Consider the following 16,587-nt stretch of genomic DNA (forward strand, 5'->3'; position numbering starts at 1 on the left):
GCGCAGCCTTTCCCGCATCTCACCCGCAGCGGAGTCCTCCGATGAACCAAACCCTTCTCGCCTTCTCGCTCGGCGCCGCCGGGCTCATCCTCGCCGCCACCCAGATCCACGCCGCCCCCCAATGCGGCAAGCGCGATCTCGTCCTGCGCCAATTGTCAGAAAAATACGGCGAAACCCGCCGCAGCATGGGCCTTGGCGGCGACAACACCGTGATGGAGGTGTTTGCCTCCGCCGCCTCTGGCAGCTGGACCATCACCGTCACCCTCCCCGATGGCATGACCTGCCTCGTCGCCTCGGGCCAAGGCTTCGAACCGGTGGTCGAAGAACTCCCCGCCCGCGGCCGCAAGATCTGACACCGCCAAATTATTCGCGCCCCGGCCGGAACCCTTTGCCAACGGCCCGCGTTCCTTCCCCAGACAACAGACACTCACGGAAGGAACGCACCATGAGCAGCACCAGCGACAAGATCAAAGGCACCGCCAACGATGCAATGGGCAACGTGAAGCAGGCCGTCGGCAAGGCCACCGACAACCACAAGCTGCACGCCGAAGGCGTCATGCAAGAGCGTAAGGGCGAAGCCCAAAAAGCAGTCGGCGAAGCCAAAGACGCCGTCAAGAAGACCATCGACAACGTCTAAGGTTGATGGACGACCGGCTTTCCTCAAGGCCAAAAACGGCTTTCCTCAAGGCCGGAAAAGGGTGCCCTCGGGCACCCTTTTCTTTTGCCCCTACCCCAGCGCCCCCGCGACCCCGTCCCAGATCAACTTGGCCGACAGCGCCAGCAGCGCCCAAGTGACAAAGCGGAAGAAGGCGGCCTCCGGCAACAGCTTCACCAGCTTCAGCCCCACGAACACCGACACCGCCGCCACCGGCATCAAAACCACCGCCACCCGCAGATTGGCGGCGCTCAACTGGCCCAACTGCCAATAAGGCACCAGCTTCACCAAATTCACGATAGCAAAGGCAATGGTCGAGGTGCCCGCATAGACCAGCTTCGGCATCCCCAAAGGCATCGTATACACCTGATAGGGCGGCGCGCCCGCATGGCTCACAAAACTGGTGAACCCGGTCATCGCCCCCCAGAACAACCCCGGCGCCACCCGTGCCGGGCGCGGACTCACCGGCCCTTTGCGCCGCAGCAACAGATTCAGCGCGAACACCAATCCGATCGCCCCCACCAGCGCCGTCACCGCCCAGACCGGCACCAAGGCCGCCGTGGCCCAGCCCACGCCCACGCCCGCCACCATCCCCGGCACCAGAATGGCTATCACCCGCGCATTGAACGCATGGCGATAGGCATAAAGCCCGAACATGTCCGACAGCACATAGACCGGCAGCAACAGCCCCGCCGCCGTCACCGGGTTGATCACCAAGGCCAGCACCGGCACGCCCAGAATGCCCACGGCGGGCAAACCGCCCTTGCCCATCCCCACCAAAGCCGCCGCCACCACCGCCGCCGCCCAGAACGCCACACCTTCCACGCCCGTCCCTCCGCCGTTTCCCAACCGCTAGCGCAAACACCGCCGCCCCGCCAGACAAACGGCACACAATCGCATACAATCCGGCCCAAGCAGCGCTTGCCAGACTCGTCACAAGGGGCTAGGCCATGGCGCGAAGATTCCACCAGACGGGAGAATACCCATGGCACGACCCAAGATCGCCCTTATCGGCGCAGGCCAGATCGGCGGCACGCTCGCCCACCTCGCCGCGATCAAGGAACTCGGCGACATCACCGTGTTCGACATCGCCGAAGGCACCCCGCAGGGCAAGGCGCTGGATATCGCCCAATCCGGCCCGTCCGAGGGCTTCGATGCCGTGATGAAAGGCACCAACTCCTATGCCGATATCGCAGGCGCCGATGTCTGCATCGTCACCGCCGGTGTGCCGCGCAAACCGGGGATGAGCCGGGATGACCTGCTGGGCATCAACCTCAAGGTGATGAAAGCCGTGGGCGAAGGCATCAAGCAACATGCCCCCAACGCCTTCGTGATCTGCATCACCAACCCGCTCGATGCGATGGTCTGGGCCTTGCGCGAATTTTCGGGCCTGCCGCACAATATGGTGGTCGGCATGGCAGGCGTGCTCGATTCCGCGCGCTTCCGCCATTTCCTCAGCGTGGAATTCAACGTCTCCATGCGCGACGTCACCGCCTTTGTGCTGGGCGGCCACGGCGACACCATGGTGCCGCTGACCCGCTACTCCACCGTTGGCGGCGTGCCGCTGCCCGATCTCGTGCAGATGGGCTGGACCACGCAAGACAAGCTCGATGCCATCGTGCAGCGCACCCGCGACGGCGGCGCCGAGATCGTGGGCCTGCTGAAAACCGGCTCCGCCTTCTACGCCCCCGCCACCTCGGCGATCGAGATGGCCGAAGCCTTCCTGAAAGACCAAAAGCGCCTCCTGCCTTGCGCAGCCTACGTGGACGGCGCACTGGGCCTGAACGGCATGTATGTCGGCGTCCCCACCATCATCGGCGCCGGCGGGGTCGAGCGTGTGGTGAACATCAGCCTGAACAAGGACGAACAGGCGATGTTCGACAAATCCGTGAACGCGGTGAAAGGCCTCGTCGAAGCCTGCAAAGGCATCGACCCCTCGCTGGCCTGATCGCCGCGACAGCCTGACCTCAAACGCGCGCCCTGAAAGGGGCGCGCGTTTTGCGTTTCGAAACCCTATGATTTAAAGCGAATGCATAAGTGGCGGCTTTAAGAAATGCTCATTTTTCCCAAGTTACTGGCGATAATCATCGCCCTCTATTAGATATAGAAGTATGACCGTCGTGCAATTTATCAAAATAAGGACGAAAAATGATATTGCCAACCGACTGGGGTAACGACGCATTAACACAATACCTCGATGCGCATAGATTTAACCAGCTCGCCACGTTTGCCAACAAAAAATCTCAGTTAAACGATCTCATTGAAATTGACTCAATGTTTCGGAAGCTATTGGATGGCGCGATAAACCCCAAACCATTTCTACCTTTTGGTTTTATATTCAGGGCACATTCTGCATACTTGTCGGCTTGCAGTTCTGTTATGGGCGGGCAGCTTTATGAAGCGCAGTCCCTCCTTCGCGTTGCCTTGGAGCAAGCCGGATATGGCCACTATATTGGCTCAGATGAAGCTCGCTGGAAGCGCTGGATGGCTCGTGAAGAGCCGCGCAGCCGAAGTCAGAAAGACAAATGGCGAGAAGAGTTCACACATGGAAAAGTGGCTAAGGCTATCACAGCGGCCGATGGATCCGTTGGTGAAATTTACAATCAACTTTATGAGCGTTCAATTTCATATGGAGCACACCCAAACCAACTCGGAGACTCCATGGGTTCAGCGATAGAAGACTTAGAGGACGGGGGAAAACATTTTCTAACAATATATCTACATGGCAACGGCATAGCACTTGATTTCGCCATCAAGAGCACATCGCAGGTTGGCTTGTGCGTCCTGAGAATTGCAAAGATCATCTATCCTTTCCGCATGCAAGCAACCGGGCTAGACTTGGAACTCGACGCCATTTGTCAGAGATTTTAGTTGCCAACGTTAAAGTCCAACTTGGGATCGACTACACCACCCAAGGCCATATCGAATGTCATTACACTCCCCAACCCTTACCAAATCCTTAACCGCACACCCCCAACCCGTTGATTTCCCTACACTCCCCCTCCTGTAACACAGCGAGACACCCCGCCCACCCTTGACTTCCTCCCGGCCAAGGGGCCAACTCCGGGCGACCCCAAGGAGGCCCCCATGACCCCATTCGACGCCGAGCTGGAAGCCCGCCTGACCCGCTACGCCGCCCTCGACAGCCAGAGCGACGCGGCCTCCCCCAGCGCCCCCTCCACCCAGGTCCAGTGGGGCATCCTGCGGCTGCTGGCCGACGAGCTGACCCAGATCGGCGCCGCCGAGGTGCGGGTGACCGATTACGGGACCGTGCTGGCCACCATCCCAGGCACCGCCCCCGGCCCCACCATCGGCTTCCTCGCCCATGTCGACACCGCCCCGCAGTTCAACGCGACCGGGGTCAAACCCCGCGTGATCCATGGCTACAACGGGGGCGACATCACCTTTCCCGACGCGCCCGGCCTGATCCTGTCGCCGGCCGCGTTCCCTTACCTCGCCAGCAAACAGGGCCACACGATCATCACCGCCAGCGGCACCACCCTGCTCGGCGCCGATGACAAGGCGGGCGTCGCCATCATCATGACCGCCGCGCGCCACCTCTTGGAGACCCCCCAGATCCCGCACGGCCCCATCCGCATCGCCTTCACCCCCGACGAAGAGATCGGCCGCGGCGTCGACAAGCGCCTGCCTGCCGACCTCGCCGCCGACTTCGCCTATACCTTCGACGGCGGCGCGGTGGGCGAGGTGGAATACGAAAGCTTTTCCGCCGACGGCGCGGTGGTCAAGATCACCGGCGTCTCCATCCACCCCGGCACCGCCTATGGCCGGATGGTCAACGCGATCCCCCTCGCCGCCAAGATCATCGCCGCCCTCCCGCAATCCACCATGACGCCGGAAACCACCCAAGACCGCGAGGGCTTCATCCACGCCACCGACATGACCGGCGGCGCCGCCGAGATGACGCTCCATTTTATCCTGCGCGATTTCGAGCGTGACGGGCTGGCCCAAAAGGGCGAGATCCTGCGGCACGTCTGCGCCGCGGTGCAGGCCACCGAACCACGGGCCCAGATCACCTGCACCATCACCCCCCAATACCGCAACATGCGCTATTGGCTGGAAAACGACATGACCCCGGTGACCCTTGCCCGCGCCGCCTGCGCCCGCATCGGGGTCGCGCCGGTGTCGGTGCCGATCCGCGGCGGCACCGACGGCTCGCGGCTGACCGAGATGGGCATCCCCTGCCCCAACCTTTTCACCGGGATGCAAAACATCCACGGCCCGCTGGAATGGGTCTCGGTGCAGGACATGGCCAAGGCCACCGAACTTTTCCTTGCGCTGGTGCAGGAAGCCGCAAGCGAAGACAGCCGTCCGGCAGGACGCGCAGCCCGGTGACCCGCCCTCTTTCCCCCTATCTCGCCCCCGGCTTCTACGACACCGCATTGGCGCAGGGCCGCCACCGCGAGATCGTCGGCGGCCGCTGGGAGGAGACGGGGCGGATTCAGATGGAGATCTTGCAAGACGCCGGGCTCCGGTCTGACCACCGCCTTCTTGATATCGGCGCCGGCAGCCTGCGTCTTGGCTGCAGGGCTGTTCCCTTCCTTGATCCCGGCCATTATTGGGCGACCGACGCCAGCCGCGCACTGATGCTGCGCGGGCGCGCGGTCGAACTTGCCCAGCCGGACCGCCTGCCCGAAGATCACCTGATCGAAGACAGCACCTTCGCCTTGCCCGGTGTGCCGCCGACGATGGATTATGCCATCGCTTTTGGCGTCTTCACGCACCTGCCCTTTGCCGTGTTGCAACAGGCGCTGGCGCGGATGCACCCGCGCTTGCCGCACCTGCGCCACCTGTTCGTGACCGTCTTTCTGGCAGAGGAAAACGAGGCTGCCGCCCCCGTCCGGCAGGCGGATGGGGTGGTCACCCATCCGGACCGTCCCCCCTACCATTTTCGCCTGTCCGACGTGCAGGCTGCATGCACGGCGGGCGGCTGGCAGGCTCTGCGCGACACGAGGATGTTGCCCCGCGGGCAGGCCCTCTTGCGGCTGACGCGGCAGCTTTGACGCTCCGAATCAGCTGGGATTCCCGTGCTCTGCACAGAAATCCATGCGACGAATGGTGCAAGTGATCACAGCCGCGTTTTCTGTGATCACACTTTTCCAACGTGTGATCACAAATGCCGGAATTTACCGCCATTTTGCGCTAACAGGCACGAACCCGTTTGGTTGCCGCCCATATTCATGGCATGAGGCACGCAAATTCACGACCCAGAGGACGCTGTTCATGAACATCCACGAATATCAGGCCAAGGCACTCCTGCGGGCCTACGGGGTTCCCGTTTCGGACGGGCGCGTGGTGCTGCGCGCCGAGGAAGCCAAGACCGCAGCCGGTGAGATGGACGGCCCGCTGTGGGTGGTCAAGGCACAGATCCACGCCGGTGGACGCGGCAAGGGCACCTTCAAGGAAGCCGAAGCCGGCGAAAAGGGCGGCGTGCGTCTGGCGCGTTCGGTGGAAGAAGCGGCCGAATTCGCCCGCCAGATGCTGGGCCGCACGCTGGTGACGGTGCAGACCGGCGAGGCAGGCAAGCAGGTCAACCGGATCTACATCGAAGACGGCTCGGACATCGAGCGTGAGCTTTACCTTGCCATGCTGATCGACCGCGCGACGAGCCGCATCTCTTTCGTCGTCTCCACCGAAGGCGGCATGTCGATCGAAGACGTGGCGCATGACACGCCCGAAAAAATCCTGTCCTTCACCGTCGATCCGGCCTCGGGCCTGTCCGATTTCCACGGCCGCCGCGTTGCCTTTGAACTGGGCCTGACCGGCAATCAGGTCAAGCAATGCGTGACCTTGGTCAAGAACCTGTATCGCCTGTTCCAAGAAAAGGACATGGAGATGCTGGAGATCAACCCGCTGGTGGTGATGACCGATGGCAACCTGAAATGCCTCGACGCCAAGATGGGCTTTGATTCCAACGCGCTGTATCGCCACGCCGACATTATGGCGCTGCGCGACGAGTCGGAAGAAGACCCGAAAGAACTGGCGGCCTCGAAGTTCGATCTGAACTACATCGCTCTGGATGGCGAAATCGGCTGCATGGTGAACGGCGCGGGCCTTGCGATGGCCACCATGGACATCATCAAGCTCTATGGGGCGGAACCGGCCAACTTCCTGGACGTTGGCGGCGGCGCGACCAAGGAAAAGGTGACCGAGGCGTTCAAGATCATCACCTCGGACCCGAACGTCAAAGGCATCCTCGTCAACATCTTTGGCGGCATCATGCGCTGCGACATCATCGCCGAAGGCGTGATCGCCGCAGTCAAGGATGTGGGGCTGAAGGTTCCGCTGGTCGTCCGGCTGGAAGGCACCAATGTGGAATTGGGCAAGGATATCATCCGCAACTCGGGCCTGAACGTGATCGCCGCCGACAATCTGTCGGATGCGGCCCAGAAGATCGTCAAAGCGGTAAAAGGGTAATCCCATGCGCATCTCGCCCGTTGTCGGACTGGTCAGCCTGATGGGGCTTGCGTCATGCGCAAGCGCTGTCCTGACGCCAGACCGCCACACCAGCCACGTCCCTGTCTGTCAGGAACAGTCGGATTGGGCGCGGCTTGGCACCGTCCAAGCGGGCGAGATCGCAATTTCCTGCCCCGATCATGGGATCGGCGACCACAGATAACCGTCGCCCGCGCGACGGACGTTCCCCAGCCGCGTGCGGCACAGAACTCACATTTTCTTCAGGAGGCCCCGATGGCCGTTCTCGTAAACGAAAACACCAAAGTGATCTGCCAAGGCTTTACCGGCAGCCAAGGCACGTTCCACTCCGAACAAGCCATTGCCTATGGCACCAAGATGGTCGGCGGTGTGACCCCCGGCAAAGGCGGCAGCACCCATCTTGACCTGCCCGTGTTCAACTCGGTGCACGAAGCCCGCCACGTGACCGGGGCCAATGCCTCGGTGATCTACGTGCCGCCGCCCTTTGCCGCCGACTCGATCCTTGAGGCGATCGATGCCGAGATGGAGCTGATCGTCTGCATCACCGAAGGCATCCCGGTGCTGGACATGATGAAGGTCAAGCGCGCCTTGGAAGGCAGCAAATCGCGCCTCATCGGGCCGAACTGCCCCGGCGTCATCACGCCCGACGCTTGCAAGATCGGCATCATGCCGGGCCACATCCACCGTCGCGGCTCTGTGGGGGTGGTGTCGCGCTCGGGCACGCTGACCTATGAGGCCGTGAAGCAGACCACCGATCTGGGTCTGGGCCAGTCCACCGCTGTCGGCATCGGCGGCGACCCGATCAAGGGGACCGAGCATCTGGACGTGCTGGAAATGTTCCTGGCCGACCCGGAAACCCAATCGATCATCATGATCGGTGAAATCGGCGGATCGGCCGAAGAAGAAGCCGCGCAATTCCTTGCAGATGAGAAAAAGCGCGGCCGTTGGAAGCCGACCGCCGGGTTCATCGCCGGGCGCACCGCCCCTCCGGGCCGCCGCATGGGCCATGCCGGTGCCATCGTGGCCGGTGGCAAAGGTGATGCGGAATCGAAGATCGAAGCCATGCGCAGCGCGGGCATCATCGTGGCGGACAGCCCCGCCACGTTGGGCGAAGCCGTGATGAAAGCGCTTGGCAAGTAACGCAGACCGGGGCTGCGGGTCACCTTGCAGCCCCAACCACAGGAACACGCCCCGAAATGGGACAAACGCAACCACTCCAGAACGGTGTCAGCGAAAGCCCGCGCTTTCGGCGCGCCGTTTTGTCTGTTTGTCGCCATCCCACGGCCTTGTCAGTTTCTTATCACCCCCCGCGCCATATAACCGGGCTTTCATCTGTCCCGACTGACCGTTCTCCCCCCCCTGACGGTCCCCACCCAGACGAGGTTACCCCATGACCGAGCACTCCCCCAACAGCCAGTTCCGCGCCGGCGCTTTCCTTGACGGGGCCAATGCCGATTATATCGATCAATTGCAGGCGCGCTATGCCGCCGACCCGGCCTCGGTCGATGCGCAATGGGCTGAATTCTTTCGTGAGCTTGGCGAAAGCGAAGTCGATGCCAAGCGTGCCGCCCAAGGCCCAAGCTGGGCGCGCGCCGATTGGCCGCCGATGCCCCTGGACGATCTGACCGGTGCGCTGACCGGCGAATGGCCGGTCGCAGCGCCCGCAAAAGAAGGCCGCGCGGCCGCCGCCAAGATCGCCGCCAAAGCCGAGGAAAAGGGCGTCTCCCTGTCCGACAGCCAGGTGCAGCGCGCTGTGCTTGACAGCATCCGCGCCCTGATGATCATTCGCGCCTACCGCATCCGCGGCCATCTGATCGCCGATGTCGACCCGCTGAAGATGCGCGATCAGACCCCGCACCCCGAGCTTGACCCGCGCTCTTACGGCTTCACCGAAGCCGACATGGACCGCCCGATCTTCATCGACAACGTGCTGGGCCTTCAGGTCGCCTCGATGCGCCAGATCATGGACATCGTGAAGCGCACCTATTGTGGCACCTTCGCGCTGCAATACATGCATATTTCCGACCCCGAGCAGGCCAGCTGGCTGAAAGAGCGGATCGAAGGCTACGGCAAAGAGATCCAGTTCACCCGCGAAGGCCGCCGCGCCATCCTGAACAAGCTGGTCGAAGCCGAAGGGTTCGAAAAGTTCCTGCATGTCAAATACATGGGGACCAAGCGCTTTGGTCTGGATGGTGGCGAAGCCCTGATCCCCGCAATGGAAGCGATCATCAAGCGCGGTGGTCAACTCGGGCTGAAGGAAGTCGTCGTCGGCATGCCGCACCGGGGCCGCCTGTCGGTTCTGGCCAATGTGATGGGCAAACCCTACCGCGCCATCTTCCACGAATTCCAAGGCGGGTCGTTCAAGCCCGAGGATGTCGATGGCTCGGGCGATGTGAAATATCACCTCGGCGCTTCGTCGGACCGCGAATTTGACGGCAACAAGGTTCACCTGTCGCTGACGGCAAACCCCAGCCACCTTGAGGCTGTGAACCCGGTCGTCCTCGGCAAGGTCCGCGCCAAGCAGGACCAGCTGAATGACACCGACCGCACCATGGTTCTGCCCGTGCTGCTGCACGGCGATGCGGCTTTCGCGGGCCAAGGTGTCGTGGCCGAATGCTTCGGGCTGTCGGGCCTGAAAGGCCACCGTACCGGGGGCACCATCCATATCGTGGTGAACAACCAGATCGGCTTTACCACCGCCCCGGCGTTCAGCCGGTCCTCCCCTTATCCAACCGACATCGCCTTGATGGTCGAAGCCCCGATCTTCCACGTGAATGGCGACGATCCCGAAGCCGTGGTCCATGCGGCCAAGGTGGCCATCGAATTCCGCCAGAAGTTCCACAAAGACGTGGTGCTCGACATCTTCTGCTACCGCCGCTTTGGTCACAACGAAGGCGACGAGCCAATGTTCACCAACCCGGCGATGTATACCGAGATCAAGAAGCACAAGACCACCTTGCAGCTTTACACCGAACGTCTGGTCAAGGACGGTTTGATCCCCGAAGGCGAGATCGAGGATATGAAGGCCGCCTTCCAATCGCGCCTGAACGAAGAGTTCGAGGCCGGCAAGGCCTTCAAGCCCAACAAGGCCGATTGGCTGGATGGCCGCTGGTCGGGGCTTGAGCGGGAGCGTGACGAATATCAGGCCGGGGAAACCGCGATCAAGGCCGAGACCATGGCCGAAATCGGGGCCGCGCTCAGCCGCTCACCCGAAAAGTTCGACCTACACAAAACGGTCGCGCGTCTTCTGGACAACAAGGCCAAGATGTTCGCCGAAGGCAAAGGCTTTGACTGGGCCACCGCCGAAGCGCTGGCCTTTGGCAGTCTGGCCGTCGAAGGCGTGCCGGTGCGTTTGTCAGGTCAGGATTGCACCCGTGGCACCTTCAGCCACCGGCATTCGGGCCTTGTCGATCAAACCACCGAAGAGCGGTACTATCCGTTGAACCACATCCGCGCCGGTCAGGCGCGGTATGAGGTGATCGACTCGATGTTGTCGGAATATGCGGTGCTCGGGTTCGAATATGGCTATTCGCTGTCGGAACCCAATGCGCTGACGCTGTGGGAAGCGCAGTTTGGCGATTTCGCCAATGGCGCGCAGATCATGTTCGACCAGTTCATCAACTCGGGCGAATCCAAGTGGTTGCGCATGTCGGGTCTGGTCTGCCTCTTGCCGCATGGCTACGAAGGCCAAGGCCCGGAGCATTCGTCCGCACGGCCCGAGCGGTTCTTGCAGATGTCGGCAAATGACAACTGGATCGTGGCGAATGTCTCGACCCCGGCGAACTATTTCCACATCCTGCGCCGCCAGATCCACCGCAGCTTCCGCAAGCCGCTGATCCTGATGACGCCGAAATCCTTGCTGCGCCATCCGATGGCCATCTCGGATGCGGCCGATTTCACCACCGGCTCATCCTTCCACCGCGTGCTGTGGGATGATGCGCAAAAGGGCCATTCCGAGCTGACGCTGAAGCCCGACGCCGAGATCAAGCGTGTGGTTCTGTGCTCGGGCAAGGTCTATTACGACCTGCTGGCCGAGCGGGACAAGCGCGGCGCGGATGACATCTATCTGTTGCGTCTGGAACAGTTCTACCCCTTCCCGGTTCAGTCGATGTCCAAAGAACTGGAGCGTTTCAAGGGCGCCGAGATCATCTGGTGTCAGGAAGAGCCGAAGAACCAAGGCTACTGGAGCTTTGTGGAACCCAATATCGAATGGGTGCTGAGCAAGATCGGGGCCACCCAAGGCCGGGCCCGCTATGTGGGCCGCTCTGCCTCGGCCTCGCCCGCCACGGGTCTCGCCAGCCGGCACAAGGTGGAACAAGACGCGCTGGTCAACGAAGCGCTGACGTTCTGATCTCATTCTGACCGCCGCGGGGCCGCCACAGGCCCCGCCCGCCCCTGAAAAGAACGCCCCGTGTGGTGTAGAGGAAGACAAAGATGACTGATGTAATGGTCCCCGCCCTTGGTGAATCGGTTTCCGAGGCCACCGTTTCGACCTGGTTCAAGAAGGTCGGCGATGTGGTGAAACAAGACGAGATGCTGTGCGAGCTGGAAACCGACAAGGTGTCGGTGGAAGTGCCCGCCCCGGCCTCGGGCGTGCTGGCCGAGATCTTGGTGCAGGAAGGCGAAACCGTCGCCGCCAACGCCCGCCTTGGCATCATCTCGGAAGGCGCCGCCGCCCCGGCCACCAAGGACGAGCCCAAGGCGAAAGAGGCCGCAGCCGTGAACTCGCCCGGTGCCGGGCCGGAAACGCCCGCGCCGCGCAAGGACGTGGAAGATGCGCCTTCGGCCAAGAAAGCCATGGCCGAAGCCGGCGTCAGCCGCGATCAGGTGCAAGGCTCGGGCCGGGATGGCCGCGTGATGAAGGAAGATGTGGCCAAGGCGGCAAGCGCGCCCGCGGCCTCGCCCGCCCCGGCCCCCGCCGCGATGCCGCGCGGCCCGGTCAGCAGCGATGACGCCAGCCGCGAAGAGCGGGTCAAGATGACCCGCCTGCGCGCCACCATCGCCCGCCGCCTGAAAGACGCGCAGAACACCGCCGCGATGCTGACCACCTATAACGAGGTGGACATGTCGGGCATCATGGCGCTGCGCAACGAATACAAGGACGCCTTCGAGAAAAAGCACGGCACCAAGCTGGGCTTCATGTCCTTCTTCGTGAAGGCCTGCACCCATGCGCTGAAAGAAGTGCCCGAGGTGAATGCCGAGATCGACGGCGGCGACATCATCTACAAGCACTACGTCCACATGGGCGTGGCCGTGGGCACCCCGAACGGTCTTGTGGTGCCGGTGGTGCGCGACGCCGACCAGATGGGCTTTGCCGCGATCGAGAAGAAGATCGCCGAACTGGGCCTGCGCGCCCGTGACGGCAAGCTCAGCATGGCCGAGATGCAAGGCGGCTCCTTCACCATCTCGAACGGCGGTGTCTATGGCTCGCTGATGTCCTCGCCGATCCTGAACCCGCCGCAATCGGGGATTCTGGGCATGCACAAGATTCAGGACCGCCCGGTGGTGGTGAACGGCCAGATCGTGATCCGCCCGATGATGTATCTGGCGCTGTCCTACGATCACCGCATCGTCGACGGCAAAGGCGCCGTGACGTTCCTTGTCCGCGTCAAGGAAGCGCTGGAAGATCCGCGCCGCCTGCTGATGGATCTGTGATCGGTCGGGCGGGGGTCCCCCCCGCCCGCCTCCCCCCGCCCGGCGGCGGTGACCGTCGCCCCAACTCAGGCGCGCCATGACACCCGAACTCACCGTCCTCGCCCTCGCAGGCCTGCTTCAGGCGCTGCAATTCGTCTCTTTCGCGATCCCCGCGAACAAGGAGCTGGGCACCGGCTACACCTCCTCGGCCCGGGACAAGCCACCCTCGCGCCCGCTGTCGCTGCGCACGGCCCGGCTTCAGCGCGCCTTGAACAACCATTTCGAAGGGCTGATCCTCTTCACGCTGGCCGTCGTGGTCGTCACCTTGGGTGACCAGTCCACCCCCGTCACACAGACCGCCGCCTGGGTCTTCCTCGCGGCCCGGGTCCTTTACATCCCCGCCTATGCCTATGGCCTGCGCCCTTGGCGCTCGGCGATCTGGGCAGTAGGCTTCTTCGCAACCGTCACGATGATCGCCGCAGCCCTGATCTGACCGCGCTCATCTGTTTACAAATATCCTCGGGGGGTCCGGGGGGCGAAGCGCCCCCGGCGTCCCGGCCCGCATAAGGAGACGACCCATGGCAGATTTCGACGTCATCATCATCGGCGCTGGCCCCGGCGGCTATGTCTGCGCCATCCGCGCCGCACAGCTTGGCCTGAAGGTCGCCGTGGTGGAAGGACGCGAGACTTTGGGCGGCACCTGCCTCAACGTCGGCTGCATCCCGTCCAAGGCGCTTCTGAACGCCACGCATCAGCTGCACGAAGTGCATGAGAACTTTGAAAAGATGGGCCTGATGGGCGCGCATCCCACCGTCGATTGGGCCAAGATGCTGTCCTACAAGGATGACGTGATCTCGGGCAACACCAAGGGCATCGAATTCCTGTTCAAGAAGAACAAGGTCACCTGGCTCAAAGGCTGGGGCACAATCCCGGCCGCTGGCCAGGTCAAGGTGGGCGACGAGGTTCACACCGCCAAGCACATCGTGATCGCCACCGGGTCCGAGCCTGCCTCGCTTCCCGGCGTCACCGTGGATGAAAAGACCATCGTCACCTCGACCGGCGCGCTGACGCTGGCATCGGTGCCGAAATCCATGGTGGTGATCGGCGCGGGCGTGATCGGGCTGGAGATGGGGTCGGTCTATGCCCGTCTTGGCGCCGAGGTCACCGTGGTGGAATACCTTGACGCGATCACCCCCGGCATGGATGCCGAAGTGGCCAAGGCCTTCCAGAAGATCCTGACCAAGCAAGGGATCAAATTCGTGCTGGGCGCAGCCGTGCAGGGCGCCGAGGTGGGCGAGGCCGGCGCAAAGGTCAGCTACAAGCTGCGCAAGGACGACTCGGCGCATGAAATCGCCGCCGATGTCGTGCTGGTGGCCACCGGGCGCAAGCCCTACACCGCCGGTCTGGGCCTTGAGGCTCTGGGGGTCGAGATGCTGCCGCGCGGGCAGATCAAAACAGATGACCACTTCGCCACCAACGTCAAAGGTCTTTACGCCATCGGCGACGCCATCACCGGCCCGATGCTGGCCCACAAGGCCGAGGATGAAGGCATGGCCTTGGCCGAGATCATGGCGGGCAAACATGGCCATGTGAATTATGGTGTCATCCCCGGTGTGGTCTACACCACACCCGAGGTGGCCTCGGTCGGCGCAACGGAAGAGCAGCTGAAAGACCAAGGCCGCGCCTATAAGGTGGGCAAATTCAGCTTCATGGGCAACGCACGGGCCAAGGCGGTGTTTCAGGCCGAGGGCTTCGTGAAAATCCTTGCCGACAAGGAAACCGACCGCATCCTTGGCGCGCATATCATCGGGCCTGCGGCGGGGGATCTCATTCACGAAGTTTGCGTGGCGATGGAATTCGGGGCCTCGGCGCAGGATCTCGCGCTGACCTGCCACGCACACCCGACCTATTCGGAAGCCGTGCGCGAAGCGGCCTTGGCCTGCGGCGACGGCGCCATCCACGCATGATCTTGGGCGGGGGGCACCACGCCCCCCGCCTGCCCTCAGGGCGTGATCTTCTCCGGCGTCAGCGCCGCCGTCTCGGGCAGCGCCACCGGCTGAAGCAGCGGAAAGCCCGCCGCCATGAATTGGGCGGTATCCGTATAGTCAAACAACGCATTGAACCGATCCAGCCCGAAGGCATCCAGTGTCAGATCGGCATAGCGCGCCACGATCTGCGCATAGTTGCGCTCCAAGACCCGGGATTTCGGGTCCAGCCCGCTGACCAGCACCAAGCCCGTCGGGGCAGCATCCAAAACCGTCAGGCGCAAATCCGGGCGGTGCTCCATCAAGATCGGGATGAGCTTCCAGACATCCCCCGTCCAGGCCTGTTTGGGGATGGCAGACAGGTCGCGGGTCGTCATCGCATGGTCAAAAGGGCAGCAATCATGCAACGCGATCACGCCTTTGAGGTCGCTGGCCTTTTCGGTTGCGATGAAATCGCGCAGCAGGAACTCGCACAAATGCATGCCGTCCAGAAAACTGAAGGAGAGCTTCACCTTCAGCGCCTTCAGGAACCCGCTTGCGAAAAAGGCATCGCTGGTCTGCTGGAACACATGCAAGGCGGGCTTTTTGCCAATGATATTGGCCTCGGCGCGAAAGAACGGGTCCACGGCAATCGTCTTGCCCCGCGCCGGGGCAAAGATGCGCCCGGTGCGGCAGCCCACCTCCAGATACCAGTCGAACAGCAGGTCCCGGTGCAAGGCCGACATGAAGGCCGTATACTTAAGTCCCTTGGCTTGCTTGAACATGCCCCTCTCCCTTGCGCCGTGCCGCGCGCTCTGCCTTCAACCAGTCGGCCCGTGCGTGTGCATCCAGCACCCTTTCCCCGGGGCGCAATCCGGCCGCCAATGAGGCCGCGACCTGCGCATCCGAAGGCGCGTGCCAGCCTGTCCCCTTGATCAGGCCAAGCGCCCGCAACCCCTCCTGCAAGACATCAAAATCCAGCTCGGACAGGCCCAGATGCTCGCCCCGTCGCGGTGGCCACCACAGCGCCCGCACCGCATTGATCGCTTGCGTCGGCGTCCCGGCCCGATCCGCCATCTGCGCGACCATCACCTCGGGCAAGCGGTCGCGCCGGTGGATCACCGCCGAGACCTGCCCGGGCTGCCGGATCAGCGCAAACAAATGCAGCGCCGAACCTTCGGCAAAGATCAGCTTTCCCGCCGCCTGAAAGCTGCGCACCTGATGGGCGATGTCATGCGCCTCGGGCTGATAGATCTCATAGCCTTCTGCCGCCAGCAGCGCCTCGAGATGGCTTTCACAGGCATACCGCCCCGCCTGCGGGCCCAGACCGCTGCGCGTCACATAGATCTTGCGGTCTGGGTCAGGCGGCCCGGCGGGGGGCCAGCGCCGGTCAATCCAGTCGTAGAAACCGGGCAAGGCGGTGCCCGCATGGCATTCGCCAAAACGCTCGGCGGCCGTGTAAAGCCGCTCAAAGCGAAGTGCCCCTTCGGTCACCAGCACCGGATGTGACAGTCCAAGCCCGCGCAGGACGGCAGGCAGCACGGCATAGCCGGGGGCACGCGCTTGCGGCTTGGCGGCAAAGACAAGCAGCGTTTCCGGCGGCACCTCCTCCAGCGCCCACAGACGGCCCAACGCGTTCAGCAGCACAAAGCCGAACTGCTTGTCGACCGAACCGGCAAACAGCGCAGGGCCAAAGATCAGCGGCGACTCGTTTTGCGGCACGGCGCGGGGCAAGGGTTGGTTTGTCCACGCGGCGGTGCGGATTTCACACTCTGGCAGCAACTGGCCCTCTGCCCCGTAAATCCCAAGGCGGGTGGTGCGTCGGTCGATCCGGTCACCGGGGATCAGGAAGGCATGTTCAGATGCGATCATGGCGCCCCA

General features: G+C 63.0%; 15 protein-coding genes and 1 pseudogene. 13 read left to right on the plus strand and 3 right to left on the minus strand.

Features of this window, described 5'->3' with window-relative positions:
• The first annotated feature begins 41 nt into the window (after positions 1-41).
• Together CUR21_RS16825 and CUR21_RS16830 are read left to right on the plus strand one after the other, a co-directional pair.
• A complete protein-coding gene (locus CUR21_RS16825; RefSeq protein WP_100198236.1) occupies positions 42-353 on the plus strand; it encodes a hypothetical protein in 312 nt (103 codons plus the stop codon).
• Between the two features lie 92 nt (positions 354-445).
• Positions 446-637: a CsbD family protein gene (locus tag CUR21_RS16830; protein ID WP_100198237.1), complete on the plus strand. Its 192-nt coding sequence runs from the start codon at positions 446-448 to the stop codon at positions 635-637.
• 90 nt (positions 638-727) lie between these two features.
• On the opposite strand, the gene CUR21_RS16835 is transcribed toward CUR21_RS16830, so the two are convergent.
• Positions 728-1,480 carry a sulfite exporter TauE/SafE family protein gene (locus CUR21_RS16835; protein WP_100198238.1) on the minus strand — a complete coding sequence of 251 codons (753 nt, stop codon included), beginning with the start codon at positions 1,478-1,480 and terminating at the stop codon, positions 728-730.
• A 160-nt stretch (positions 1,481-1,640) separates the two neighbouring features.
• On the opposite strand from CUR21_RS16835, the gene mdh reads away from it, so the two are divergent.
• The 11 genes and pseudogenes from mdh to lpdA all read left to right on the plus strand — a co-directional run bounded on the left by mdh (position 1,641) and on the right by lpdA (position 14,709).
• A complete protein-coding gene (mdh, locus tag CUR21_RS16840; protein WP_100198239.1) occupies positions 1,641-2,603 on the plus strand; it encodes a malate dehydrogenase in 963 nt (320 codons plus the stop codon).
• 200 nt (positions 2,604-2,803) lie between these two features.
• Positions 2,804-3,526 (plus strand): hypothetical protein, encoded by a 723-nt coding sequence (locus tag CUR21_RS18685; RefSeq protein WP_157792053.1) that lies wholly within the window; start codon positions 2,804-2,806, stop codon positions 3,524-3,526.
• 216 nt (positions 3,527-3,742) lie between these two features.
• Entirely contained in the window at positions 3,743-5,008 is a 1,266-nt protein-coding gene (gene pepT, locus CUR21_RS16850) for a peptidase T (RefSeq protein WP_100198241.1), read from the plus strand.
• Positions 5,005-5,676 carry a class I SAM-dependent methyltransferase gene (locus CUR21_RS16855; RefSeq protein WP_100198242.1) on the plus strand — a complete coding sequence of 224 codons (672 nt, stop codon included), beginning with the start codon at positions 5,005-5,007 and terminating at the stop codon, positions 5,674-5,676. Before pepT ends, CUR21_RS16855 begins: the two co-directional genes overlap by 4 nt.
• 220 nt (positions 5,677-5,896) lie before the next feature.
• Positions 5,897-7,090, plus strand: coding sequence for an ADP-forming succinate--CoA ligase subunit beta (sucC, locus tag CUR21_RS16860; protein WP_100198429.1), 1,194 nt, complete (start codon positions 5,897-5,899; stop codon positions 7,088-7,090).
• Between the two features lie 4 nt (positions 7,091-7,094).
• Positions 7,095-7,292: a hypothetical protein gene (locus CUR21_RS16865; protein WP_100198243.1), complete on the plus strand. Its 198-nt coding sequence runs from the start codon at positions 7,095-7,097 to the stop codon at positions 7,290-7,292.
• Between the two features lie 71 nt (positions 7,293-7,363).
• The gene (gene sucD / locus CUR21_RS16870) at positions 7,364-8,248 is read left to right on the plus strand and encodes a succinate--CoA ligase subunit alpha (protein WP_100198244.1); all 885 of its coding nucleotides are present in this window, start codon (positions 7,364-7,366) and stop codon (positions 8,246-8,248) included.
• Between the two features lie 250 nt (positions 8,249-8,498).
• The gene (locus tag CUR21_RS16875) at positions 8,499-11,459 is read left to right on the plus strand and encodes a 2-oxoglutarate dehydrogenase E1 component (protein WP_100198245.1); all 2,961 of its coding nucleotides are present in this window, start codon (positions 8,499-8,501) and stop codon (positions 11,457-11,459) included.
• A gap of 74 nt (positions 11,460-11,533) precedes the next feature.
• Positions 11,534-12,763 (plus strand): annotated as a pseudogene (gene odhB / locus CUR21_RS16880) (2-oxoglutarate dehydrogenase complex dihydrolipoyllysine-residue succinyltransferase); the annotation flags it as partial.
• A 76-nt stretch (positions 12,764-12,839) separates the two neighbouring features.
• Positions 12,840-13,235: an MAPEG family protein gene (locus tag CUR21_RS16885; RefSeq protein ID WP_100198246.1), complete on the plus strand. Its 396-nt coding sequence runs from the start codon at positions 12,840-12,842 to the stop codon at positions 13,233-13,235.
• An 85-nt stretch (positions 13,236-13,320) separates the two neighbouring features.
• On the plus strand, positions 13,321-14,709 hold the full coding sequence (lpdA, locus tag CUR21_RS16890) for a dihydrolipoyl dehydrogenase (protein ID WP_100198247.1): 1,389 nt from the start codon (positions 13,321-13,323) through the stop codon (positions 14,707-14,709).
• A 35-nt stretch (positions 14,710-14,744) separates the two neighbouring features.
• On the opposite strand, the gene CUR21_RS16895 is transcribed toward lpdA, so the two are convergent.
• Positions 14,745-15,491, minus strand: a complete 747-nt coding sequence (locus tag CUR21_RS16895; protein ID WP_100198248.1) for a hypothetical protein — start codon at positions 15,489-15,491, stop codon at positions 14,745-14,747.
• A complete protein-coding gene (locus CUR21_RS16900; RefSeq protein WP_157792054.1) occupies positions 15,466-16,578 on the minus strand; it encodes a glycosyltransferase 61 family protein in 1,113 nt (370 codons plus the stop codon). Before CUR21_RS16900 ends, CUR21_RS16895 begins: the two co-directional genes overlap by 26 nt.
• Positions 16,579-16,587: the final 9 nt, after the last annotated feature.

The sequence above is a fragment of the Pseudorhodobacter sp. MZDSW-24AT genome, from assembly GCF_002794355.1.
Lineage (GTDB): Bacteria > Pseudomonadota > Alphaproteobacteria > Rhodobacterales > Rhodobacteraceae > Pseudotabrizicola.

Coding starts and splice junctions, on each gene's coding strand:
- CUR21_RS16825 (WP_100198236.1), top strand. CDS start 42: ATGAACCAAACCCTTCTCGCCTTCTCGCTCGGCGCCGCCGGGCTCATC.
- CUR21_RS16830 (WP_100198237.1), top strand. CDS start 446: ATGAGCAGCACCAGCGACAAGATCAAAGGCACCGCCAACGATGCAATG.
- mdh (WP_100198239.1), top strand. CDS start 1,641: ATGGCACGACCCAAGATCGCCCTTATCGGCGCAGGCCAGATCGGCGGC.
- CUR21_RS18685 (WP_157792053.1), top strand. CDS start 2,804: ATGATATTGCCAACCGACTGGGGTAACGACGCATTAACACAATACCTC.
- pepT (WP_100198241.1), top strand. CDS start 3,743: ATGACCCCATTCGACGCCGAGCTGGAAGCCCGCCTGACCCGCTACGCC.
- sucC (WP_100198429.1), top strand. CDS start 5,897: ATGAACATCCACGAATATCAGGCCAAGGCACTCCTGCGGGCCTACGGG.
- CUR21_RS16865 (WP_100198243.1), top strand. CDS start 7,095: ATGCGCATCTCGCCCGTTGTCGGACTGGTCAGCCTGATGGGGCTTGCG.
- sucD (WP_100198244.1), top strand. CDS start 7,364: ATGGCCGTTCTCGTAAACGAAAACACCAAAGTGATCTGCCAAGGCTTT.
- CUR21_RS16875 (WP_100198245.1), top strand. CDS start 8,499: ATGACCGAGCACTCCCCCAACAGCCAGTTCCGCGCCGGCGCTTTCCTT.
- CUR21_RS16885 (WP_100198246.1), top strand. CDS start 12,840: ATGACACCCGAACTCACCGTCCTCGCCCTCGCAGGCCTGCTTCAGGCG.
- lpdA (WP_100198247.1), top strand. CDS start 13,321: ATGGCAGATTTCGACGTCATCATCATCGGCGCTGGCCCCGGCGGCTAT.
- CUR21_RS16895 (WP_100198248.1), bottom strand. CDS start 15,491: ATGTTCAAGCAAGCCAAGGGACTTAAGTATACGGCCTTCATGTCGGCC.
- CUR21_RS16900 (WP_157792054.1), bottom strand. CDS start 16,578: ATGATCGCATCTGAACATGCCTTCCTGATCCCCGGTGACCGGATCGAC.